Annotated in this window: 18 protein-coding genes and 1 other annotated feature; of the genes, 10 read left to right on the top strand and 8 right to left on the bottom strand. The window is 60.5% G+C overall.

What is annotated here, in order from left to right; all coding sequences use genetic code 11:
* Positions 1-43: 43 nt before the first annotated feature.
* Positions 44-1,528, top strand: coding sequence for a UxaA family hydrolase (locus NE623_RS06130; protein WP_256271930.1), 1,485 nt, complete (start codon positions 44-46; stop codon positions 1,526-1,528).
* 164 nt (positions 1,529-1,692) lie between these two features.
* Complete coding sequence (locus NE623_RS06125) at positions 1,693-2,565, top strand: aldose epimerase family protein (RefSeq protein WP_256271931.1); 873 nt, start codon at positions 1,693-1,695, stop codon at positions 2,563-2,565.
* 321 nt (positions 2,566-2,886) lie between these two features.
* Here the strand turns inward: NE623_RS06125 and NE623_RS06120 are convergent, their stop codons facing one another.
* Positions 2,887-3,696, bottom strand: a complete 810-nt coding sequence (locus NE623_RS06120) for a gluconate 5-dehydrogenase (protein WP_256271932.1) — start codon at positions 3,694-3,696, stop codon at positions 2,887-2,889.
* Positions 3,697-3,825: 129 nt separating this feature from the next.
* On the bottom strand, positions 3,826-4,671 hold the full coding sequence (gene kduI / locus NE623_RS06115) for a 5-dehydro-4-deoxy-D-glucuronate isomerase (protein WP_215693742.1): 846 nt from the start codon (positions 4,669-4,671) through the stop codon (positions 3,826-3,828).
* A gap of 277 nt (positions 4,672-4,948) precedes the next feature.
* Here kduI and ilvA point away from each other — a divergent pair, with 277 nt between their 5' ends.
* On the top strand, positions 4,949-6,154 hold the full coding sequence (gene ilvA / locus NE623_RS06110; RefSeq protein WP_256271933.1) for a threonine ammonia-lyase: 1,206 nt from the start codon (positions 4,949-4,951) through the stop codon (positions 6,152-6,154).
* Between the two features lie 46 nt (positions 6,155-6,200).
* Here ilvA and NE623_RS06105 read toward each other — a convergent pair whose 3' ends face one another.
* Positions 6,201-7,376 (bottom strand): ATP-binding protein, encoded by a 1,176-nt coding sequence (locus NE623_RS06105; protein ID WP_256271934.1) that lies wholly within the window; start codon positions 7,374-7,376, stop codon positions 6,201-6,203.
* A gap of 128 nt (positions 7,377-7,504) precedes the next feature.
* Positions 7,505-7,747, top strand: a binding site (T-box leader).
* A gap of 75 nt (positions 7,748-7,822) precedes the next feature.
* On the opposite strand from NE623_RS06105, the gene ilvB reads away from it, so the two are divergent.
* From ilvB to ilvD, 4 genes are all read left to right on the top strand, one after another.
* A complete protein-coding gene (ilvB, locus tag NE623_RS06100; protein WP_256271935.1) occupies positions 7,823-9,487 on the top strand; it encodes a biosynthetic-type acetolactate synthase large subunit in 1,665 nt (554 codons plus the stop codon).
* A gap of 10 nt (positions 9,488-9,497) precedes the next feature.
* Complete coding sequence (ilvN, locus tag NE623_RS06095; RefSeq protein WP_256271936.1) at positions 9,498-10,067, top strand: acetolactate synthase small subunit; 570 nt, start codon at positions 9,498-9,500, stop codon at positions 10,065-10,067.
* 176 nt (positions 10,068-10,243) lie between these two features.
* A complete protein-coding gene (gene ilvC / locus NE623_RS06090) occupies positions 10,244-11,263 on the top strand; it encodes a ketol-acid reductoisomerase (protein WP_256271937.1) in 1,020 nt (339 codons plus the stop codon).
* 154 nt (positions 11,264-11,417) lie between these two features.
* A complete protein-coding gene (gene ilvD, locus NE623_RS06085; protein WP_256271938.1) occupies positions 11,418-13,076 on the top strand; it encodes a dihydroxy-acid dehydratase in 1,659 nt (552 codons plus the stop codon).
* A gap of 168 nt (positions 13,077-13,244) precedes the next feature.
* Here ilvD and NE623_RS06080 read toward each other — a convergent pair whose 3' ends face one another.
* Entirely contained in the window at positions 13,245-13,757 is a 513-nt protein-coding gene (locus tag NE623_RS06080) for a gamma carbonic anhydrase family protein (RefSeq protein WP_256271939.1), read from the bottom strand.
* A 110-nt stretch (positions 13,758-13,867) separates the two neighbouring features.
* On the opposite strand from NE623_RS06080, the gene NE623_RS06075 reads away from it, so the two are divergent.
* From NE623_RS06075 to ptsP, 3 genes are all read left to right on the top strand, one after another.
* Complete coding sequence (locus tag NE623_RS06075) at positions 13,868-14,638, top strand: HAD hydrolase family protein (protein ID WP_256271940.1); 771 nt, start codon at positions 13,868-13,870, stop codon at positions 14,636-14,638.
* Positions 14,639-14,826: 188 nt separating this feature from the next.
* A complete protein-coding gene (locus tag NE623_RS06070) occupies positions 14,827-15,087 on the top strand; it encodes an HPr family phosphocarrier protein (protein WP_256271941.1) in 261 nt (86 codons plus the stop codon).
* A gap of 78 nt (positions 15,088-15,165) precedes the next feature.
* Positions 15,166-16,845: a phosphoenolpyruvate--protein phosphotransferase gene (gene ptsP / locus NE623_RS06065; RefSeq protein WP_256271942.1), complete on the top strand. Its 1,680-nt coding sequence runs from the start codon at positions 15,166-15,168 to the stop codon at positions 16,843-16,845.
* A 256-nt stretch (positions 16,846-17,101) separates the two neighbouring features.
* Here ptsP and NE623_RS06060 read toward each other — a convergent pair whose 3' ends face one another.
* The 4 genes from NE623_RS06060 to NE623_RS06045 all read right to left on the bottom strand — a co-directional run bounded on the left by NE623_RS06060 (position 17,102) and on the right by NE623_RS06045 (position 22,732).
* Positions 17,102-19,156, bottom strand: a complete 2,055-nt coding sequence (locus NE623_RS06060) for an AAA family ATPase (RefSeq protein ID WP_256271943.1) — start codon at positions 19,154-19,156, stop codon at positions 17,102-17,104.
* Entirely contained in the window at positions 19,153-20,292 is a 1,140-nt protein-coding gene (locus tag NE623_RS06055; protein ID WP_256271944.1) for a hypothetical protein, read from the bottom strand. Before NE623_RS06055 ends, NE623_RS06060 begins: the two co-directional genes overlap by 4 nt.
* The gene (locus NE623_RS06050) at positions 20,292-21,686 is read right to left on the bottom strand and encodes a radical SAM protein (RefSeq protein ID WP_256271945.1); all 1,395 of its coding nucleotides are present in this window, start codon (positions 21,684-21,686) and stop codon (positions 20,292-20,294) included. Before NE623_RS06050 ends, NE623_RS06055 begins: the two co-directional genes overlap by 1 nt.
* 161 nt (positions 21,687-21,847) lie before the next feature.
* Complete coding sequence (locus tag NE623_RS06045) at positions 21,848-22,732, bottom strand: YitT family protein (protein WP_370866697.1); 885 nt, start codon at positions 22,730-22,732, stop codon at positions 21,848-21,850.
* Positions 22,733-22,738 lie beyond the last annotated feature (6 nt).

Here is a 22,738-nt window from a genome sequence, read left to right as displayed (position 1 = left end):
GGATGCCCTCCGGCCCCGATTTAGTATAATAAGGAGGCATCTTATGCCCATCGCCATTAAGATCAACCCCAAGGATAACGTTGTTGTTGCCCTGCATCCCATCGCCAAGGGCACGGCCGTTCCTGTCGACGATACCACCGTCACCGCCGTGGAGGATATTCCGCAGGGCCACAAGATGGCCATTGCCCCCATCAAGAACGGCGAGAACGTCATCAAGTACGGCTTCCCGATTGGCCACGCCACCGCGGACGCTGTGCCCGGCACCTGGATGCACACCCACAACATCCACACCAACCTCTCCGGCGAGATTGAGTACAGCTACCACCCCGATGTGCACCCGCTGACCCCGGTTACGCCCGAGACCTTTATGGGCTACCGCCGCAAGGACGGCCGCGCCGCCATCCGCAACGAAATCTGGATTATCCCCACCGTCGGCTGCGTCAATGACTGCGCCAAGGCGCTGGTGCGCGACAATCAGGATCTTGTCACCGGCAGCATTGACGGCCTGTACACCTTCACCCATCCGTTCGGCTGCTCCCAGACCGGGCATGACCACGCGCAGACCCGCAAGCTGCTGGCCGCGCTGACCCGCCACCCCAACGCGGGCGCGGTGCTGGTGCTGAGCCTTGGCTGTGAGAACCTGACCCACGAGCAGTTCCTGGCCGAGCTGGGCGAGTATGACCATGACCGCGTCAAGTTCCTGACCTGCCAGGACGTCGAGGACGAACTGACGGCAGGACGCGAGATTCTGAAGGAGCTGGCCGCCTACGCCGCGCAGTTCCAGCGCGAGCCGATTCCCGCCAGCGAGCTGGTCATTGGTATGAAGTGCGGCGGCTCGGACGGCCTGTCCGGTATCACCGCCAACCCCACGATTGGCCGCTTCAGCGATATGCTGTGCGCCCGCGGCGGCTCCACCGTGCTGACCGAGGTGCCCGAAATGTTCGGTGCCGAGGGCTTCCTGATGGATCGTTGCCAGAACGAGCAGATCTTTGAGAAGGCCGTCAAGATGATCAACGGCTTCAAGGAGTATTTCATCAGCCACAATGAGGTCGTCTATGACAACCCCAGCCCGGGTAACAAGCAGGGCGGCATCACCACGCTGGAGGACAAGTCCTGCGGCTGCGTGCAGAAGGGCGGCTCTGCCCCCATTATGGACGTCATTGACTATGGTGAGCCGGTTGTGACCAAGGGTCTGAATATGCTCTACGGCCCCGGCAATGACCTTGTCAGCGCCACCGCACTGACCGCCGCCGGTGCCCATATGGTGCTGTTCAGCACGGGCCGCGGCACGCCGTTCGGCGCGCCCGCCCCCACGCTGAAGATTGCCACCAACAGCCAGCTGGCCGCCAAGAAAAAGACGTGGATCGACTTCAATGCGGGCGTTGTGGCTGACGGCGAGCGCACGCTGGATGAGGCCGGTGCCGACCTGTACCAGCTGGTGCTGGACGTTGCCTCCGGCAAGCAGACCTGCGCCGAGAAAAAGGGCTTCCGCGAGATTTCGATTTTCAAAGACGGTGTTGTGCTGTAAGCACAGTTTAAACCCGTAGGGGTGAGCATTGCTCGCCCGCAGGAAATTGCAGCCGCCGCATACCCGGGTCGATACGAGCATCGTCCTCTACAGCGTAGGGGCGGATTCCATATCCGCCCGCGCAGCATAGCGGCGGCCCTCACATACTATAAAGGAGCTTCATTATGTCAAAACTGACTTCCGGCGTCTATGAAAAATATGGTGCCTCCTACAAGACCCTGACCCTGACGGACGGCGAGTACGCCCTCACCGTCACACCCGAGAAGGGCGGTATGGCCACCTCCTTCACCAAGAACGGTGACGAGTACCTGTGGCTGCGCGACAAAAATTTTGAGTCCACCGACCGCCCCCGCTGCGGTATTCCTATCCTGTTCCCCAACTGCGGCAAGCCCGATGACGGCGTACACCACTTTGGCGGTACCGCCTACCCGATTGAGGTTCACGGCTTTGCCGATCTGGTGCCGTGGCAGATCAAGAGCGCGGATGATTCCGCCATTGAGTTGACCCTGACCCCCAACGGCCTGACAAAGTTCGTCTATCCGTTTGATTTTGCGCTGACGATGCGCTACACCCTGACCGGCAGCACCGCCACGCTGGCGCTGACCGTTGCCAACACCGGCGATAAGGCCCTGCCGTTCAGCGTCGGCTTCCACCCCTATTTTGCGGCAAGCAAGCTGGAGAACGTGGCGTTTGACATTAACGCCGCCACCTGCAGCGAGAACGCCAAGGGCGAGCAGCCTGCCGCGCCCGAGACCATCACCCTGACCCGCAAGGAGGGGAGTGCTGACTCCATCCGCCTGATGACCGGCGTCAAGAGCCCGATGCGTCTGAGCGATTCCGGCAGCGGCCACAAGGTTACAGTCGCCTTTGATGAGAGCGTTTTCACCAACGCGGTACTCTGGCAGCAGGACGCCGAGAGCTTTGTCTGCATGGAGCCGTGGAACGGCTGGGCCAACTCTGTCAACGAGGAAGGCCGCCACATCGAGCTGAACCCCGGCGAGAGCAAGGAGTTCAAGTGGAGCGTTACGATTGAGTAAAGGTGGACGCGAGTCAACCATTAACTGCTGCTTATGATTCACTTCCCCCTCATCCGGCCCTGCGGTGACTGATGAGGGCGCGGCTACCCACAAACAATAGTTGCCGGGTAACCGCCTCGGGCGGAGCAGAGCCCCGCCCCTACTGCGCTGTTTCCCGGAAAATACCGCAGGGCGTCGGGGGCGCCGCCCCCTACAAGAGACAAAAACAGGGCATCTGCCGGATTGGCAGATGCCCTGTTTATTTGCTTTTATCTTATATCCCTCTCGCGGGTCAAGACATGAAAGCTACTTTGGTTACTTTCTTCTCGAAGAAAGTAATACTTAGCCCGGCTGCTTGCCGATGTAGGCGAGGATGCCGCCGTCAACGTAGAGAATCAGGCCGTTGACAAAGTCGGAAGCCTCAGAAGCAAGGAACACCGCGGGGCCACCCAGATCCTCGGCGTTGCCCCAGCGTGCAGCAGGGGTCTTGGCGACGATGAACTGGTCGAACGGATGGCGGCTGCCATCGGGCTGGATCTCACGCAGAGGTGCGGTCTGCGGGGTAGCAATGTAGCCGGGTCCGATGCCGTTGCACTGGATGTTGTACTGGCCGTACTCGGAGGCAATGTTTTTGGTCAGCATCTTCAGACCGCCCTTGGCAGCTGCATAAGCAGAGACCGTCTCGCGGCCCAGCTCGCTCATCATGGAGCAGATGTTGATAATCTTGCCGCCGCCCTGCTCAATCATATCGGGGATAACAGCCTTGGCAACGATGAACGGTGCGTTCAAATCAACGTCAATAACCTGACGGAACTGTGCAGCGGTCATCTCAATCATCGGGATGCGCTTGATGATACCAGCGTTGTTGACCAGTACGTTGATGTGGCCAACTTCCTCGGTAATCTGCTTGACCATGGCGTTGACGGCGTCCTCGTTGGTGACGTCGCAGACATAGCCGTGGGCCTCAATGCCGGCCTCCTTGTAGGCGGCCAGACCCTTGTCCACCAGCTCCTGCTTGATATCGTTGAAAACGATGGTGGCACCGCAGTTTGCCATAGCGGTAGCAATGGCAAAGCCGATGCCGTAGGAAGCGCCGGTGATAAGAGCAACCTTACCGGTCAGGTCAAAGGATTTCGGGGTGCAAACAGACATGATGCAAAACCTCCTAAAGTTTGTAACTGTCATCTATTCATACGCCCCGCAAAGGGGCGCAGGAATCCAAGTAACGGTGCGCAACAAAAGTTGTGCAGTTTTGCGCAAAATATGTGCGTTTTCGCTCATTCAGCGCAGGTCGGTGGTGGCGATGTTGTCCATATCGTCAAATTCCATATTCTCGCCGCCCATAGCCCAGATGAAGGTATAATTGGACGTACCGACGCCGCTGTGGATGCTCCAGGACGGGCTGATAACTGCGTCATAGTTGTGCATGACGATATGGCGGGTCTCGGTGGGCTCGCCGCACATATGGAATACAACCTGTCCCTCCGGGACCTCAAAATAGGTGTAGATTTCCATGCGGCGCTCATGCGTGTGGCTGGGCATGGTGTTCCAGTTGCTGCCCGGCTCCAGCGCAGTCATACCCATGGAAAGCTGGCAGGTTTTCAGCACGCTGGGATGGATAAACTGGTTGATGGTACGCTTGTTGCAGGTCTCAACGCTGCCCAGCGGGCGCTTGGCCGCCTGTTCAATCGTGATGAGCTTATTCTCGTAGCTGCAATGCGCCGGGGCAGAGACCATATAGAACTTGGCGGGGTGCTCCGGGTCATCGCTCTTGAAGGTGACCTTCTCGTTGCCCTTGGTGATGTACAGGCAATCCTTGTAATTCAGGTGATACTCCTGGCCGTCCGCCGTGATGGTACCGGCACCGTCACCAATGTTGAAGATGCCGATTTCGCGGCGCTCCAGGAAATAATGGGTGCCGAAGTTAGCCCAGACGTCAATGCCCTTGTCGATGGGCACCTCCTCATGCACAGGCATACAGCCCAGCGTGACCATACGGTCGACGTGGCTGTAGACGGCCACAACCTCATCCGCCTTGTACAGGCCGGTGATAAGCATCTCGTTGCGGGTTTCCTCTGTGGTATAGCGCTTGAAATCGCGCTGATTGCAGGAATAGCGGATATCCATAACTCTTGACAGCCTCCCAGTTTACAGGTGATTAAAGCAAACATATTTTGCTATTGTTACCTTTATTATACAGCAATCTTTGGCTGTAACATAGTGGCATAACTGCACAATTATTTGTTGCAATTCTTGTGCAATTTAATGATGAATACTTTTCACTTTACAAATTAGCAAATTTCAACTATACTCATGTCAGTGTCACGGCCGCAAGGATGCGGCGCGGCCCGGTTCGGCTTGTCCGAATCGGGCTGAATTATTGCCAAAAGAGAAGGAGCACCCCATGCTTACACTGGATAAAATCTACCACGCCAAATTCGTCTTGAAGCAGGTTGCCCGCAAGACCGACCTGATTGCAGCCCCGCGCCTGTGCCCCGGCACCGACCTCTACTTGAAAACCGAGAATCTGCAGGTCACCGGCAGCTTCAAGGTGCGCGGTGCCTACTATAAAATCAGCCAGCTCTCTGCCGAGGAGCGTGCCAAGGGCGTGATTGCCTGCTCGGCGGGCAACCACGCGCAGGGCGTGGCGCTGGCCGCCACCCGCATGGGCATCAAGAGCGTTGTCTGTATGCCGGACGGCGCGCCGATTATGAAGGTAGAGAGCACCAAACGGCTGGGCGCAGACGTAGAGCTGGTCAAGGGCACCTATGATGATGCCCATGACCGCGCCGTGGAACTGCAGGAGCAGACCGGCATGACCTTCATCCACCCCTATGACGATGAGCTGGTCATTGCGGGGCAGGGGACCATCGGTCTGGAAATTCTCGACCAGCTGCCCGATGTGGATGCGGTTATCGTGCCCATCGGCGGCGGCGGTCTGATTTCCGGCGTGGCGTTTGCCATCAAGAGCCTGCGCCCCGAGGTCAAGATTTACGGCGTGCAGGCCGCCGGTGCCCCCAGTATGGAGCACGCCTTCCATGACCACAAATATGAAACGCTGGACAGCGCCGTGACCTTTGCTGACGGCATTGCCGTCAAGACGCCCGGCGAGACCACCTATGAGATGGTCAGCCAATACGTGGACGAGATTGTCACGGTCAGCGAGGACGAGATTGCCGCGGCCATCCTCTCGCTGATGGAAAACCAGAAGCTGGTGGCTGAGGGTGCCGGTGCCACGCCGGTGGCGGCTGCGCTGTTCGGCAAGCTGCCGCTGGCGGGCAAGAAAACCGTCTGCCTGATTTCCGGCGGCAACATCGATGTGAACATTCTCTCCCGCGTTATCACCCGCGGTATGGTGATGAGTGGCCGCAAGACCAACCTGATGATTGCGCTGGAGGACAAGCCCGGCCAGCTGAGTCTGGTCAGCGACATTGTCTCCGCCTGCGGGGCCAATGTAATCAGCGTCCACCATGACCGCAGCGACACCAATATGGCCATTACCAGCTGCTTCCTAAAGCTGGGGCTGGAGACCCGCGACGCCGCGCAGATTGAAACCATCAGGCAGAAGCTGACCGAAGCCGGCTTCAAGTTGGTGACAGAACGCGCATAATAAATGCGGGGCCGGTGCGCAGCCGGTCCCGCACAGAGGATAGTAATTACACCTTCACACCCGCTGCCAGCAGCTCCACAAACTGCTTGGCCACACGGGGGCTGCGGCCCCCGGCACGCAGGGCGAACGCCGCCCCCTTGATGAAGAGCTGGTCGCTGGGCATCTGGACGTTGTACTGCTTGGCCAGCTCCAGCAGGATGCGGTCATAGCGGTCCTTATCGGGCTGCTGGAAGGTCACCGTCAAGCCGAACCGGGCCGAAAGGCTCATCAGCTCCTGCCGGGTGTCCATCGCGTGCAAATCGTCCCCGCTGCGGTCTGCCATCGTCTCCTTGACGAGGTGGCGGCGGTTGCTGGTGGCGTAGACCGCTACATTGTGGCTGCGCCCGCCGACGCCGCCCTCCAGAATCGCCTTCAGTGCCGCAAAGTTGTCATCGTTGGAGGCAAAACTCAGATCGTCAATAAAGAGGATGAATTTCAGCGGGTTCTTGGCCAGCTCGTCCATCAGGGCGGGAATCTGGTAGAGCTGATTTTTCTTCACCTCAATCAGGCGCAGGCCATCGGGGGCAAACTCGTTGGCAATGGCCTTGACCGTGCTGGATTTGCCGGTGCCCGCATCGCCGTAAAGCAGCACATTGTTGGCGGGGCGGCCTTCCAGCAGGGCGCGGGTATTGGCAATGACTTTCTCGCGCTCCTGCTCATAGCCGGGCAGTTTGCTCAGGCGCTGCGGGTCGGGGTAGCGCACCGGCACAAGGCGGCCGTTTTCCAGCGCAAAGACGTGGTAGCGGGCAAACATACCGTAGCCCTTCTGGCCCATCGCTGCACGGCGTGCCGCGTAGGCAGCGCGGTAGTCCGCGTCCAGGGCAACCTCCCACCGCGGCAGGAACGCCGCCGCGCCGGGGAATACCTCATCCAGCTGCGCACGGCCCAGCGCCTGCAGAAAGGCAAGCTCGGTGTCCAGCGCCTTTTCCAGCACCGGCCCGGCATCCTGCCCGGCGGCCACCCGCAGGCAGAGGTTTTCATCCTCGAGCACGATGCTCAGCAGGGTATCGGTCCAGTTGGTGCCGCGCGCAAACAGCGCCGCCTCAAACGCGGCCACCGCGCCGGTCAGCGCGCTTTCCTCCGCCGCCAGCGCGGTGCGCAGGGACGCCAGCGGTTCCGCCGTCAGCAGGCCGCGGAACACCACAAGCCCATCCAGATGGGCCAGCCATTCATTCCGTAACATATTTATATTCCTTTCCCAAGAGAAACACTCTTTACCCACAGTATACTCACCGCGGCAAAAAGTTGCAAGATTTTACCAAAAAATCTTGACAATCCCCAAAAAGTGCGGTATAGTTTAACACAAATCCAGATAATGCATGGATGGGAAGTTAATAACGGTTCCGCACCCTACAGAGAACTGCCGGACGGTGCAAGGCAGCAGGGCAGCACACCGCGAACTGATCCCGGAGCAGACCGCCCGAAACCACAGTAGGGCGGTACGGGCGCACCCGTTACAGTGCCGGGCCTTGTTGGAGGCCCATGAGGTGGGGGCATTGCCCCAATAAGAGTGGTACCGCAGAGCGTGTAATGTACACGGGCTTTGTCTCTTGGAATCCAAGGGGCAAAGCCTGTTTTCTTTTTCTTGCCCCGGCTAAGACGTCATAAGTTCAGGAAGGAGCAAACACCATGAAACTTACCGGTTCGCAGATTTTCGTTGAGGTGCTGGTTGAGCAGGGCGTGGACACCCTGTTCGGCTACCCCGGCGGTGCCGTGCTGAATCTGTATGATGAGCTTTATAAAAATTCCGACCGCATCCGCCATGTGCTGACCGCGCATGAGCAGGGCGCGTCCCACGCGGCGGACGGCTACGCCCGCGCCACAGGCCGCACCGGCGTGGTGCTGGCCACCAGCGGCCCCGGTGCCACCAACCTTGTCACCGGCATTGCCACCGCCTATATGGACAGCGTGCCGATGGTTGCCTTCACCGGCAACGTGGCCACCACGCTGCTGGGCCGGGACTCCTTCCAGGAGGCTTATATCGAGGGCATCACGATGCCTATCACCAAGCACAACTACACAGTCCGCCGCGTGGAGGATTTGGCCGACACGATGCGCGCAGCCTTCCGCATTGCGCAGTCGGGCCGCAAGGGTCCCGTGCTGGTGGACATTCCCAAGGACATCACCGCCGCCAGCTGCGAGTTCACCCCCAAGGAGCCCGAGCTCATCCGCACCGTGACCCGGTACAATGAGGAGGACGTCAAGGAGGCGGCCCGCCTCATCAACGAGTCCGAGCGCCCCATCGTCTACTTCGGCGGCGGTGTGCGCAGCGCGGCTGGCTGCCAGCCCCTGCGCGATTTACTGGAAAAGACCGGTATGCCCGCCACCTATACCCTGATGGCCGCCGGTGTGCTGAGCTACGGCGAGCCGCACAATCTGGGCCTGCTGGGTATGCACGGCTGCTACGCCGCCAATAAGGCCATTGACGAGGCCGATCTGGTCATTGCGGTCGGTACGCGGTTCAGCGACCGTGTGGCGCTGAACCCCGACAGCTTTGCCAAGCGGGCCAAGATTATCCAGATTGACATCGACCCCAGCGAGTTGGGCAAGAACGTGGATGTTGATCTGAGCCTGACCGGCGACGCCAGCTATGTTCTGCAGGCCATCCTGCCCTATGTCGAAAAGACCGAGCACAAGCTCTGGATGGAGCAGATTCACGGCTGGCAGAAAAATGATTACAAGCCGGTGGACAGCGACACCGAGCTGAAACCTCATCAGATTATCGACGAAATCTGCAATCAGGCCGGGCCCGAGGCCGTCTATGTCACTGACGTGGGCCAGCACCAGATGTGGGCGGCGCAGTATCTGCACCACACCAAGAGCCGCGGGTTTCTGACCAGCGGCGGTCTGGGCACCATGGGCTTCGGCTACGGCGCGGCCATCGGCGCACAGATGGCGCTGGGCCGCGATGCCCGCGTGGTTATGCTGACCGGCGACGGCTCCTTCCATATGAACCTGAACGAGGCCTGCACCGCTGTGAGCTACAACCTGCCCATCATCACGGTGATTTTCAACAACCAAGTGCTCGGCATGGTGCGCCAGTGGCAGACAACCTTCTACGGCAAGCGCTATTCCGACACCGACCCCCACCGCAAGACCGACTTCGTCAAGCTGGCGGAGGGCTTCGGCGTCAAGGGCTACCGCGCCACCACGCCGGAGGAGTTCAAGGCCGCGTTTGCCGACGCGATGAAGCAGCAGGGCCCCAGCTGGATTGACTGCCGCATCGGCAAGGACGAAAAGGTTCTGCCGATGATTCCCGGCGGCGGCACCGTCAACGATATCATCATGGAATGAGGTGACACGCATGGAACAGAATAACAATACCCGGCGGGTCATCAGCCTGCTGGTGGACAACACCAACGGCGTTCTGGCGCGCATTACCAGCCTGTTCTGCCGCCGCGGCTTCAACATTGACAGCCTGACCGTCTCGGCCACGAATGACCCCGCGGTCAGCCGCATTACCGTGACGCTGCGCGGCACCGAGCAGGCGCTCAACCAGCTGATTCTGCAGGCCGAGCGCCTGGAGGTCACCCGCCAGATTTTTGAGCTTGACCCCGACAAGAGCCTGCAGCGCGAGCTGCTGCTGTTAAAGGTAGAATGTGACAACCAGAACCGCGCCGAGCTGCGGGAGATTTCCAGCATCTACAAGGCCAAAATCATTGACCTGTCGCCCGACAGTATGATTTTTGAGCTGACCGGCAAGCCGGACAAGATTGACGCCTTCTTGACGATGTTTCAGGGCTACAACATTCTGGAGCTTTGCCGCACCGGCGTGACCGCGCTGGAACGCGGCGGCAAGCACCAGCATATGCAAAAGCCCGCGCAGGAGGTACGTGAAGCCCAGCTGCCCCTGCCGGGCACGCATTGCCACTAAGCATTGCCCCCAAACCTTTCCATGCCCGTAGGGGCGCATTCTATATGCGCCCGGATGCGTCCGGGCAAAAACGGCGGGCGGATATGGAATCCGCCCCTACGGAATTTTCCCCAATTATTTGTTTTCCAATTAAAATTCAAATATAAAATTTTCAACAAAACAAAGGAGAAACCACAATGGCTATCAACAAGTACTACGATTCCGACTGCAACCTCGGCGTGCTCGACGGCAAGACTGTTGCCGTCATCGGCTTCGGCTCTCAGGGCCACGCTCATTCCGAGAACCTGGCCGAGAGCGGCGTCAATGTCGTTGTCGGTCTGCGCAAGGGCTCTGCCCACTGGGAGAAGGCCTCCGAGTTTGCTGCCACCCATGAGAACTTCAAGGTCATGGAGGTTGAGGAAGCCGCCAAGGCCGGTGACGTTGTCATGATGCTGGTTCCCGATGAGCTCTGCGCTGACATCTACTACTCTCAGGTTGCCCCCTATATGACCGAGGGTAAAGCTCTGGCATTCGCCCACGGCTTCAACATCCACTTCAAGACCATCACCCCGCCGAAGAATGTTGACGTCATCATGATTGCCCCCAAGGGCCCCGGCCACATCGTCCGCCGCCTGTACACCGAGGGTGAGGGCTGCCCGTCCCTGATTTGTGTTGAGCAGGACTACACCGGCAAGGCCAAGGAGATTGCCCTGGCTTACGCTTCCGGCATCGGCGCTGGCCGCGCAGGCATCCTGGAGACCACCTTCAAGGAGGAGACCGAGACCGACCTGTTCGGTGAGCAGGCTGTGCTCTGCGGCGGCGTCTGCGAGCTGATTCAGGCTGGCTTCGACACGCTGGTTGAGGCTGGCTACGCCCCCGAGATGGCCTACTTCGAGACCTGCCATGAGATGAAGCTGATTGTTGACCTGATCAACGAGGGCGGCTTCTCCAAGATGCGCTATTCCATCTCCAACACCGCCGAGTACGGCGACTACCGCACCGGCAAGCGCCTCATCACCGAGGACACCCGCAAGGAGATGAAGCAGGTTCTGAAGGAGATTCAGGACGGCACCTTCGCCTCCGAGTTCCTGACCGAGATGAGCCCCAAGGGCGGCCGCAAGGTTCACTTCCTGGCTCAGCGCCGCATCGCCGCCAACCATCCCATCGAGAAGGTCGGTGCCGAGCTGCGTAAGATGATGAGCTGGCTGAAGAAGTAAGTCTGGCATAAAAATACCGGCATCTCTGTAGGGGCCGGGTATGCCCGGCCCTTAGCCTGACGGCAGGCACCTGTTTCCTGTGTCTGCCGCGAGGTTGAGGGCAAGGTGTGCCTTGCCCCTACAAGTGCCCCACAATAAAACGGAGAAATTCATTATGAACAGCGATAACGTCAAAAAAGGCCCGGAACGGGCACCCAACCGAAGCCTGTTCTATGCGCTGGGCTACACGCCGGAGGAGCTTGACCGCCCGCTGATTGGCGTTGTTTCCGCCTACAGCGAAATTGTCCCCGGCCACGCCCATCTGGACAAGATTGCCGATGCCGTCAAGGCCGGTGTGCGCATGGCGGGCGGCACCCCCATCCTCATCCCCGCCATCGGTGTCTGCGACGGCATCGCTATGGGCCACGTGGGTATGAAATATTCCCTCGCCAGCCGCGAGCTGATTTGCGACAGCGTGGAGACGATGTTTATGGCCCACCAGCTGGATGGTCTGGTGCTGGTGCCTAACTGTGATAAAATCGTACCCGGCATGGTCATGGCCGCCGTCCGTATGGACGTGCCCGCCGTGGTCTGCTCCGGCGGGCCGATGCTGGCCGGCCGCTACGGCGGCGAGGAGGTCAGTCTGTCCAAGATGTTCGAGGCCGTGGGCGCCTACAAGGCCGGTATGATTGACGATGCCCAGCTCGAGGACTGCACCTGCAACTGCTGCCCCGGCTGCGGCTCCTGCTCCGGTATGTACACCGCCAACAGCATGAACTGCCTGTGCGAGGCCATCGGCATTGCACTGCCCGGCAACGGCACGATTCCCGCCGTCTACGCCAAGCGCCTGCAGCTGGCCAAGCACGCCGGTATGGCCATTATGGATTTGGTCAACCGCGGTGTGACCGCCCGCCAGATTATCAACGAGCGCTCCATCCGCAACGCCCTGACCTGTGATATGGCGCTGGGCTGCTCCACCAACACGGTGCTGCATCTGCTGGCCATTGCGCAGGAGGCAGGCTGCCCGATTGATTTGAAGCTGTTCAACGAAATCAGCGCCAGAACGCCGAACCTCTGCCACCTTGCCCCCGCAGGCCCGACCCATATGCCCGATTTGTATGAGGCTGGCGGCATCCCCGCCGTGCAGGCCGAGCTGGCCAAAAAGGGCCTGCTGGATTTGGACGTGCCCACCGTCACCGGCAAGACGCTGGGGGAGAACATCCAGGGCGCGAAGATCCTCAACGAGAAGGCGATTCGCTCCATCGAAAACCCGTACAGTCAAACCGGCGGCCTGCAGATTCTGTGGGGCAACATTGCGCCGGACGGCTGTGTGGTCAAGCGCAGCGCCGTGGCACCCGAAATGCAGGTGCACAGCGGCCCCGCCCGCGTCTTTGACAGCGAGGACACCGCCATTGCGGCCATCTACGCCGGTGAGATTCACCCCGGTGATGTGGTGGTCATCCGCTATGAGGGCCCCAAGGGCGGCCCCGGTATGCGTGAGATGCTGAACCCCACCAGCGCGCTGGCGGGCATGAAACTGGACACCACCGTGGCGCTCATCACTGACGGCCGCTTCTCCGGCGCGTCCCGCGGCGCGGCCATCGGCCACGTCAGCCCCGAGGCAGCCTCCGGCGGCCCCATCGGCCTTGTCAAGGAAGGCGACACCATCGAGATTGACATCCCGAATGCGTCCATCCATCTGGCCGTCAGCGAGGACGAGCTGGCCGCCCGCAAGGCCGCTTACGTCCAGCCCGAGCCGAACATCAAGACCGGCTGGCTGGCCCGCTATGCCCGCCTTGTCACCAGTGCCAACCTTGGCGCGGTGCTGAAATAAGCCCATAAAAAACGTGCTGCCTTCCGTGATGGAGGGCAGCACGTTTTTGTTTTGTAGGGGTGTGGGGCGTCGGGGACGCCGCCCTACAAATAAACCGGGGAGCAGCATACTGCCGGGCGGTTGCGGCGGGGTGAGGTCACCCCGCCCTACAATCGTACCGTAAGGGGTTTACCTTGCCGCCGCGTGCAGGTGCGCCAGCTCCCGGTATTCCTGCTCGTTCTCGGCAATGGCGGCGGTCTGGGCGGCGGTGACAGGCTTAACCACGCGGCCCGGCACACCCATCACAAGGCTTCCCGCCGGAATCACCGCGTTTTCCGGCACCAGCGCACCGGCGGCAATCAGGCAGCCGTCCCCGATGACCGCACCGTTCAGAATCGTGGCGTGCATCCCAATCAGGCAGCGGTCGCCCACCGTGCAACCGTGCACAATGGCACCGTGCCCGATGGACACCCCGCGGCCCACCATCACATCCAGCCCCGGGCCGGTGTGCAGCACCGCATTGTCCTGCACGTTGGAGCCCTCCCCAATGACAATGTGCCCGGTATCGGCCCGCAGCACCGCGCCATACCAGACGCTGCAATCCTTTTTCAGCAGCACACTGCCCGCCAGCGTGGCATTTTCGGCCACAAAGGCCGCACCGAAATCAGCCGGGGAATGGGTTCCAATCCTGATATACGCCATACAGCTCACACTCCTTTTGCGTTGCTTCTATTATACAAAATCAAAGCGGAATTGCAAACACCCTGCCGGATATGGTACAATAGCAGCGTAATAGCAAAGGAGTTTATACTATGGCAATTAAGATGATTTGCAGCGATATTGACGGTACTCTGCTGCAATATGGCCGCCAGAAGCTGGAGGGCGAAATCTTTGACCAGATTCGCGCCCTGCATAACCGCGGCATCCTGTTCTGCCCGGCGTCCGGGCGGCAGTACACCAGCCTGCGCCTGCTGTTTGAGCCGGTGGCCGACTGCTGTGTTTTTCTGTGCGAGAATGGCGGCGTGTTGTTTAAAGAGGAGCAGTGCATCGCGGAAAACCCGATGCCCCGCGCCCTTGCCGAGGAGATTGCCCACGATTTGTGGGACCGCAGCGACGGGCAGGGCGAGGTTATGCTCTCCGGCCAGAACTGCGCCTACCTGATGGAGCGCGGCCTTGGTATGCTGAACCGCATCAAATTCATCGGCAACCGCTACAAGGTCATTTCCGACCCCAGCGAGATTCCGGAGGACATCGTCAAGGTGTCGGTCTATCTGCATGAGGGCGTGGAGAAGTACACAGACCGCTTTGTGCCCCGCTGGCAGCAGGCCAACTGCGCCGTGGCGGGCCCCTACTGGATTGACACCACCTCAGCCAACAAGGGCATCGGTGTGCAATCTCTCTGCCGCGTGCTGGGCATTGCCCCGGCCGAGGTCATGGCCTTTGGTGACAATTACAATGACATAACCATGCTGGACGCTGTAGGCACGCCCTATATCATGGACAGCGCCGCCGCACCCCTGCGTGCACGCTACCCGCTACACACCCCGCGGCCCGAGGATGTTCTGCGCGAATTCCTCAGATAATGACATTTTCGCCTGCGGCATGGACAGAACGAACATTCTGCACATAAGTTTTTAATCATTTTCACCAAATTTTCAGCTCGTTTTCGGCCCTTTTTCCGTTGACGTATACGGCCCAGTATGTTATTATAATAACAGCTTAATGAATTGCGCCGCGCCCTACCGCGCCGCATTTATGGGAGGAAAAAGCTATGAAAGAATTCACGTATACCATCAAAGAGCCTGTTGGCATCCACGCACGTCCGGCCGGTATGCTGGCCAAGGAGGCCAAGGCCCATGAGAGCACCGTCACTATCGTCGACAAGAACGGCAAATCCGTTGACGCCACCCGCCTGATGGCACTGATGGGCATGGGCATCAAGTGCGGCGACACTGTCACCGTCAAGATTGAGGGCACCGATGAGGAGACCGCTGCCCCCGCTATGGAGAAATTCTTCAACGAGAATCTGTAAGACCAACCTTTCCGGCCGCGGCCGCCACAGCAACACGGCGGCCGCGGCTTTTATTTTGATGAAGAGGGAGAGTTTCCAATGATTACGATTCAAGGCAAGGGCGTATCTGCCGGTGTCGGCGTTGGCCCGCTTTATTTCTACCGCCGCGCCACCGCGGAAATCAAACGCTATACCGTAGAGGATACCGACGCCGAGTGGCACCGCTTCAAGGGTGCGCAGACCGGCGCGGTGGAGCAGCTGGGTGTTCTGGCCGAGCAGGCCCGCAAGGAGGCCGGTGACGAGGCCGCCATGCTGTTTGAGACCCACCAGATGATGGCGGAGGACCTCGACTATGAGGAGGCCATCGAGGACCGCATCCTCAACCAGAAGATGAACGCGGAGGCCGCTGTCTCCGACACGGCAGAGCAGTTTGCCGATATGTTCGCCTCGATGGATGACGCCTATATGCAGGCCCGCGCTGCCGACGTCAAGGACGTCAGCCAGCGCATCATCAGCATCCTGTGCGGTATTGTACAGGGCGGTATTGCCTCCGATGTGCCGGTTCTGCTCTGCGCCGATGATTTGGCTCCGTCCGAGACGATTCAGCTGGACAAGACCAAGGTGCTGGGCTTCATCACGGCTGGCGGCTCCGGCTCCAGCCACACGGCCATTCTGGCCCGCACGCTGGGCATCCCCGCCATTGTCGGCATGGGCGATGCCCTGCGCCCCGAGCTGGAAGGCCGTTCCGCCATTGCGGACGGCAGCACCGGTGCGCTGGTCATTGACCCCGATGATGACACCCGCGACCGCCTGCTGAAAAAGCGTGACGAGCAGCTGCGCCTTCAGCGTCTGCTGGAGACCCTGAAAGGGCAGGAGAACGTCACGAAGGACGGCAAGACCATCCGTATCTACTGCAACATCGGCTCCCCGGAGGACGTCCACGCTGTGCAGGTGAATGACGGCGGCGGCATCGGCCTGTTCCGTTCGGAGTTCCTCTACCTAAACACGAGCGATTATCCCACCGAGGACGAGCAGTTTACCGCCTACAAGCAGGTTCTGTCCGATATGGAGGGCAAGGAGGTCATCATCCGCACGCTGGATATCGGCGCGGACAAGCAGATTGGCTATTTCAATCTGCCCAAGGAGGACAACCCCGCCATGGGTATGCGCGCCCTGCGCATCTGCCTGACCCGGCCCGAGATTTTCAAGACGCAGCTGCGTGCGCTGTTCCGCGCCTCCGCCTTTGGCAAGCTGGGCATTATGTTCCCGATGGTCACCTCCGTCTGGGAGGTTCGCGAGGCAAAGAAGCTCTGCGAGGAGGTCAAACGCGAGCTGAAGCACGAGGGCGTGCCCTACAGTGACGATGTGCAGATTGGCATTATGATTGAGACGCCCGCCGCCGCCATCAACAGCGACCGTCTGGCGAAGGAGGTCGACTTCTTCAGCATCGGCACCAACGATCTGACCCAGTACACGCTGGCATGCGACCGTCAGAACAACGACCTGGGCCGTTTCTATGACCCGCACCACCCGGCTGTGCTGCGCCTGATTCAGCACGTGACCGAGAACGCCCACAAGAACGGCATCTGGGTAGGCATCTGCGGTGAGCTTGGCGCCGACCTGACCCTGACCGAGACTTTCCTCGCCTTTGGCGTGGACGAGCTTTCTGTCACGCCGCGCTCGGTCCTGCCGCTGCGCAACGCCGTCCGTATGACCGACACCCGCGAGAGCAGCGAGCGCATCCTCGCCGAGCTGGATTCGGATTATACGGCGCGGTAAGCGGATAAGCAGTATTTAGCGGGCGCGTCACCCTTCGGCGGGGTGGGGTCACCCCGCCCTACGTGCGGCCCAAATGTACCGTGCTGTAGGGGCGGGGCTCTGCTCCGCCCGCGGTGCTTACCCGCAAGCTGCATCCTGCCGGATTGCTGCCGGGGCGTCGGGGACGCCGCCCCCCTGCAAGTGAACCGCAAACACCCTTTCCATCAACATAAAACGGACACCCGACTTTTGTCAGGTGTCCGTTATTTTGTCTTGTTCAATCCAGCTCAAAATCGCCGGGAAGCAGCAGCTCAAGGCTGGCGTCCGGGTCGGCCACCAGCCGCTTGGACTGGTTCAGAATGGCCTTTTCCAGCGTGTTGCGGGCCATACGTCCGTTGCCGTTGGTGGCGGCGTCCTCGGCCTGCTTGCGGTCGAAGTAGGTCACCAGCGGCAGCTTGCAGCCCTCGTCCAGCGTGTAGCCCTTGCCCTTTGCAATGGAGCACAGAATCTTGTACAGCTCCTCGCCGGAATAGTCGGGGAACTCAATCTGGTTCGGGAAGCGGCTGGCCAGACCGGAGTTTGCGCTCAGGAACAGCTGCATTTCCTTCGTGTAGCCCGCCAGAATGACCACAAGGTCATCGCGGTGGTCCTCAATGCCCTTGACCAGCGTGTCGATGGCTTCCAGCCCGAAGCTGTCCTCGCCGCCGCGGTAGAGGGCATAGGCCTCATCAATGAACAGCACGCCGCCCAGCGCGCTCTGAATGACCGAGTTTGTCAGCGGCGCGGTGTGGCCCACATAGCGGCCCACCAGATCAGCGCGGGTCACCTCCACCAGCTGGCCGCCGCGCAGCGCCCCGATGGCCTTGAGATACTTGGCCAGAATCCGGGCAATGGTGGTCTTGCCGGTGCCGGGGTTGCCGGTGAAAATCATATGCATATTGACCTCGGCCACCTTCAGGCCCTGCGCCTTGCGGCGCTGCTGGGCCTGCACGTTTTTGGCGATGTCACGCACATAGCTCTTGATTTCGTCCAGACCGATGATGCCGTCCAGCTCGGCCTCCACGGCATCCACATCGCCGCGGTACTGCTGGGGCAGCAGGGCCAGCAGGTCAACGGCCTGCCCGCCGTTCACAGCCATATACAGGCGGCCGTCCGCAGCGGTCAGCACGGCGGGCGTGACGTCGGCGGACGTTTCGTCCGCGTCCAGCACGTACTCGGCAATGGCGCGGTAGACCGTCTCACAGTAGTCGCGCATAGCCTGCATACCGCTGGTTCTGCCATACTGGGCGGCCAGCAAATCGCGCACGTCCACGCCCATCGAGAGCGCCAGCCCACACTGCTTGCGGGTGCGCTGCGCCAGATAGTTCAGCTCCCGCGCAGCCACAGCGGCCAGCGCCTCGGGGGTGAAAGCCTCGGTGCGGCAGATATCGCCCGCCACGGCGTCCACAAATTTAGCGCCGAAGTGGTCGGCCAGCGCGGCCTCATCCTTGTTGGAGTAGAACACGAAATACTTTCCACCCGCCTGCAACTCGCCGATGGCACCAGGGGCCAGCGCCGTGCCGACGTCCACCAGAATCCCGCGCTGCAGCACGTACCGGCTGGAAAGTGCCAGTGTGCCGTCCATGGCCAGCGCGGCCAGCATATTCAGGTAGTTGGCGGCGCAGCCCTCGTAGTGCTCAAAGGCCAGCACCTCAGCATCCGACTGCAACGCCGCGTAAAGATCCTGCAGAAATAGCTTTTCCTGCGCGGGGCCGGGGTAGAGGGACAAATCCAGCGTTTCGACCGCCGCGCTGTGCAGAATGTTCCGGGCTGCCAGCTCCTCGACCACACAGCTCAGCGCGTAGTGGCGGCCGGTGCCGTTGGGCCCGCAGAGCAGCATCACGCTGCGGGCGTGCCCGGCATCCTGCGCCGTGCCCAGCACAAAGGGGCGGCGGAACGCCTTGACCAGCGCCGAGACAAAGGCATCCTGCCCCAGCACCTGTGCCTTGATGGTATCCGCCACACCGGCAAAGTCCGCCTTGGCGGGCGCAGCCGGGGCAGGAGAGGGCGCGGCCACCGTGCCGCCCAAAAGGCCGTCCTGCCGTAGGGATTTCGTCAGTTCGCTGCTCATCTTGCGCACATTCTCGGCGGTGGCGGTTCCGGCCCGCTGCACGCTGTCCAGCACCGCGCCCGCGGCGCTCTGTCGCTTCTGGGCGGCGGTCAGGGCGTCCAGCTGGGCCTGCATCTGCTGTACGGCCTCGCTGGCATCTTCCGCCTGCTTTGGGGTGGCGGCGTATTTGCCGCCTCCCATCAGGCCGCGTACCCACGCATCGTATTGATTTTCCAGACTCATGGCAGTTCCTCTTTCTTCGGGAGCTTAACGGTATAAAAATCCTTCACACTGCAGCCGGCACGCCCACCGCCTGCACAGGCGCAGGCACACGCACAGCTGGACGCACAGGCGCACGCACAGCTGCTGGCACAGCCGGAATGATTGCTATGGTTGCGTCCCGTACCGCCGCCGCGTGTCTTGCCGCCGCCCGCACGGAAATTAGCGGGCGGGTCTGTGCGGTGATAACCCGCTGGCGGGGGTGCCGTGCGGGCGCGGCGGATGGTGTGCACGCCGTTGGTGTACCAGAACCAGTCATCGGGGTCGATGTCACTGCCGAAGCCGCCGCCCCAGTCAGGGGACTGGGCTGCCACCGCAATGATGATAATGGCCACCGCCAGCAGAATGATGATTACTGTTGCCAGCACCCCGATGATCTCATCGGTGGTCATGCCGCTGTCGTAGTCATCGGTGGTCATGGCGGCATCGGGGGCAAAAGCGGCGGCGTTCGTCACGGGAACCGTCACATGGACGATTGCCTGCTGGCCGTGCTTCATGGCGCCGAAATCCCACGTCAGGTAGTCGCCGTCCGTGCCGGTATTGTCGGCCACAAAGCCGTCATAGCCGCGCCAGCGCACCTGCATATTCTCAATGCTCAGATCGTCAAACCAGCCGGGCATAAAGGCAAAGTTAGCCGTACCATCGTCATTCTTTGTGAACAGATGGCTTTGGTGCACGCTGAAGGCAAAGTGCACGCTGCTCTCGCCGCCATTTTCCGCGGCCACCTCGGGGGAGTAATAGCGCTGCGCAAACACAACCTTGGCATAGCTGCCGCCCTCATTGGAATACTGCAAATCTGCAATCGTGTCGGTCAGCGGGGTCAGCTCGTCCACGCTGGCATTGGCCAAACCAATCTTGACCCAGCTCAGGTAGTCGGTCTTATCGCCGTCAATCACCTGCCAGTCAATGTCGTAGGTGATATCGGCCGAGCCGTCCTCCCGCGGGTCCACCGTTACAATGTAGCTGCGGATGTAGTCCATATCGCCGCTTTCGGCGTAGGGGGCATCCACCTGTGCGGCCGCGGCAGGCAGGGCCAGCAGGGCACTGCACGCCAGAACGGCACACAAAAGCGCCAACCGGCGCAGAATATTTGTTTTCATCAGCAGCCCTCCTGCATGGGGGTATCGCCCAGCTGGCAGCGGCGGGTCATCTTTGCGCTCTCCTCGCGGATAGCGCGGCATTCCTCGCTGTGCCAGATGCGCTGCCACGGCGTGCGCAGCATACTGCCCAGCCCCTTGCCGGTCAGCCAGCTCTGGCAGGGCAGCACCGTGCCGTCAGGCGCAATCGCCATATTGGACAGGCACGCGCCGCAGCTGGGTATCTGGGTAAAGCCCAGCGCCAACAACGTTTCCTCACTCAGCCAGCCGGGGCTGGTAAAGTTGATTTCCAGCCCGTTGGCGGCGGCGTACTCCATCGCAGGGCGCAGCGTCTGCTCCAGCTCAGCGGGGGTCAGCCGCACGGCGCGGCTGGCGGCAGTCTCGGCATTGCCCGCCGGGATAAGCCCGCTGCAGGTCAGGTAGCGGATCCCCAGCTCATGTGCCAGCTTCACCGCGGACAGGTAGTCCCGGTTCAGGCTGCACAGCGGCGTGTTCAGGCTGACGTTCAGCCCCGCCGCCACGGCGTTCTTAATGCCGTTCAACGTATCGTTGTAGCCGTCCACGCCCACCAGCTCATTGTGAATGTCGGCGTCCGCGGAGTAGAAGGTAATCTGCACCGCGTCCAGACTGGCGGCGTGCAAATCCTTGCACATCATACTGGTCAGCATTCGGCCGTTGGTGTTCAGGCGGGTCACAAACCACTGTGCGGCCTGCACCAGCTTGACCAGATCGTGGCGCAGCGTCGGCTCGCCGCCGGTAAAGGTCAGCTGGGGAATCCCCGCATTGCGGCACTTTTCAATCACCGCCAGCCACTGGTCGGTGTCCAGCTCCGGCACGGCGGAAAGCGGCTGGTTGGCGGCGTAGCAGTGCAGGCATTTCTGATTGCAGTGCCACGCGCCGTCCTTGACCATCGAGCTGACCATCAGATCCATGCGGTGGGGCGCAACCATACGGGGCGCGTACTCGGCCAGGCTCAGCGGCTGAATGGACAGCGGCGGCTGGCCGCCCCGGGCAATCGTGCACAAGCAGTCCAGCATAATCTGCAAATCGCTCTCAATCTGGGCGTACTCGGTCTTGCGGTAGACCTTGCGGGTAGCCGCCACAGCCTGTGCGTGAATCGCCGACCACTCCTCCGGCTTGATTTCCTTGCCGGTGTAGGGCTTCAGCGCCTCAATCAGGTTCGTCAGCAGGATGGCCCAGCTAACGTTCAGCGGCAGAATGTCCTGCCCGTTCAGAATCGCGGTAAAGGGCGTTTCACGGTCGGGCTTGTGGCAGGGCACCAGATGGATGCGCACCACGCCCGGCCCATCCGGATCCAGTGTGATATGCCGCACCCGGTTCAGGTGGGCTCGCAGGAACATATGTTCCCGATAGGTCAGTTGTTTTGAATATCTCATAAAAAGGGATTCCCCTCGTTTACTATAATTATGCAGTATGCTTTCTATACATATTTAAAAGTATATCATATTTTGTCTGTGATTACAACTATATGACAAAATATAAAAACACCCGCTCACCGTGCCTGAACACAGAAAGCGGGTGTATAACCAGCTGCTTTTTAAATGGAACGGAAGCCCTTGCCCACAATCTCGCTGCTGTTGACAATCGTGATGAAGGCGTGGTCATCCATACCGCGCACATACAGGCGCAGCCGCTGGGCCTGACCGCGGGTCAGAACCGTGGTCAGCACCCACTTGTCATCGTGGGTGTAAGCGCCCTCGGCCCTCTCAATCGTGGCGGAGCGGTGCAGCTCGTTCACGATAAAATCACGCACCGGCGTCGGGTTGGAGGTGACCACCGTGCAGACCTTGCGCATATTGATGCTCTCAATCGCGCCATCGGCCACGGTGCTTTTCAGAATCATACCCAGAATACAGTACAGCCCTGTGGCGGGGCCGTACAGGTAGGCACCCACCAGCACAATGCCCAAATCACTGACCATCAGCGCACGGCCGACCGGCATACTGGTGTACTTGTTCAGAATCATCGCCACAATGTCGGTTCCACCGGTGGAGGCACCGATGTTGAACACAATGGCCGCACCCACAGCGGATAGGATAACCGCATAGCAGAGTTCCAGAAAGACATCGTCGGTAAGCGGCTTGGTAAGCGGACAGATGCGTTCACACAGGCTGACATAGAACGAGAGGGCGAAGGACGAGTAAATCGTCCAGCCCATCGACCGGATGCCCAGAAAGATGAATCCCAGCACCACCAGCGCCGCGTTGATGAACCACATAAACGCGCCGACATTCCACCGCGGGAAAAGGGTGGACAGCACGATGGACAGGCCCGATGTACCGCCGAATGCAAAGTGGTTCGGCGTTTTAAAGACGGCGATGCCTACGGCCGTGGCCACAAGGCCCAGATTTAGCAGGAAGAAAAACTTGACGGCCTCCCACAGTTCATGGGGCGTCATGTGCTTTTTCAGCTGCGCTAACACGTTGCA

This window comes from Gemmiger formicilis (assembly GCF_024462815.1).
In the GTDB taxonomy this organism is placed as follows: Bacteria; Bacillota; Clostridia; order Oscillospirales; family Ruminococcaceae; genus Gemmiger.
Note: the sequence above shows the minus strand (reverse complement) of the source record. Positions and strands in the feature narration are given on the sequence as shown.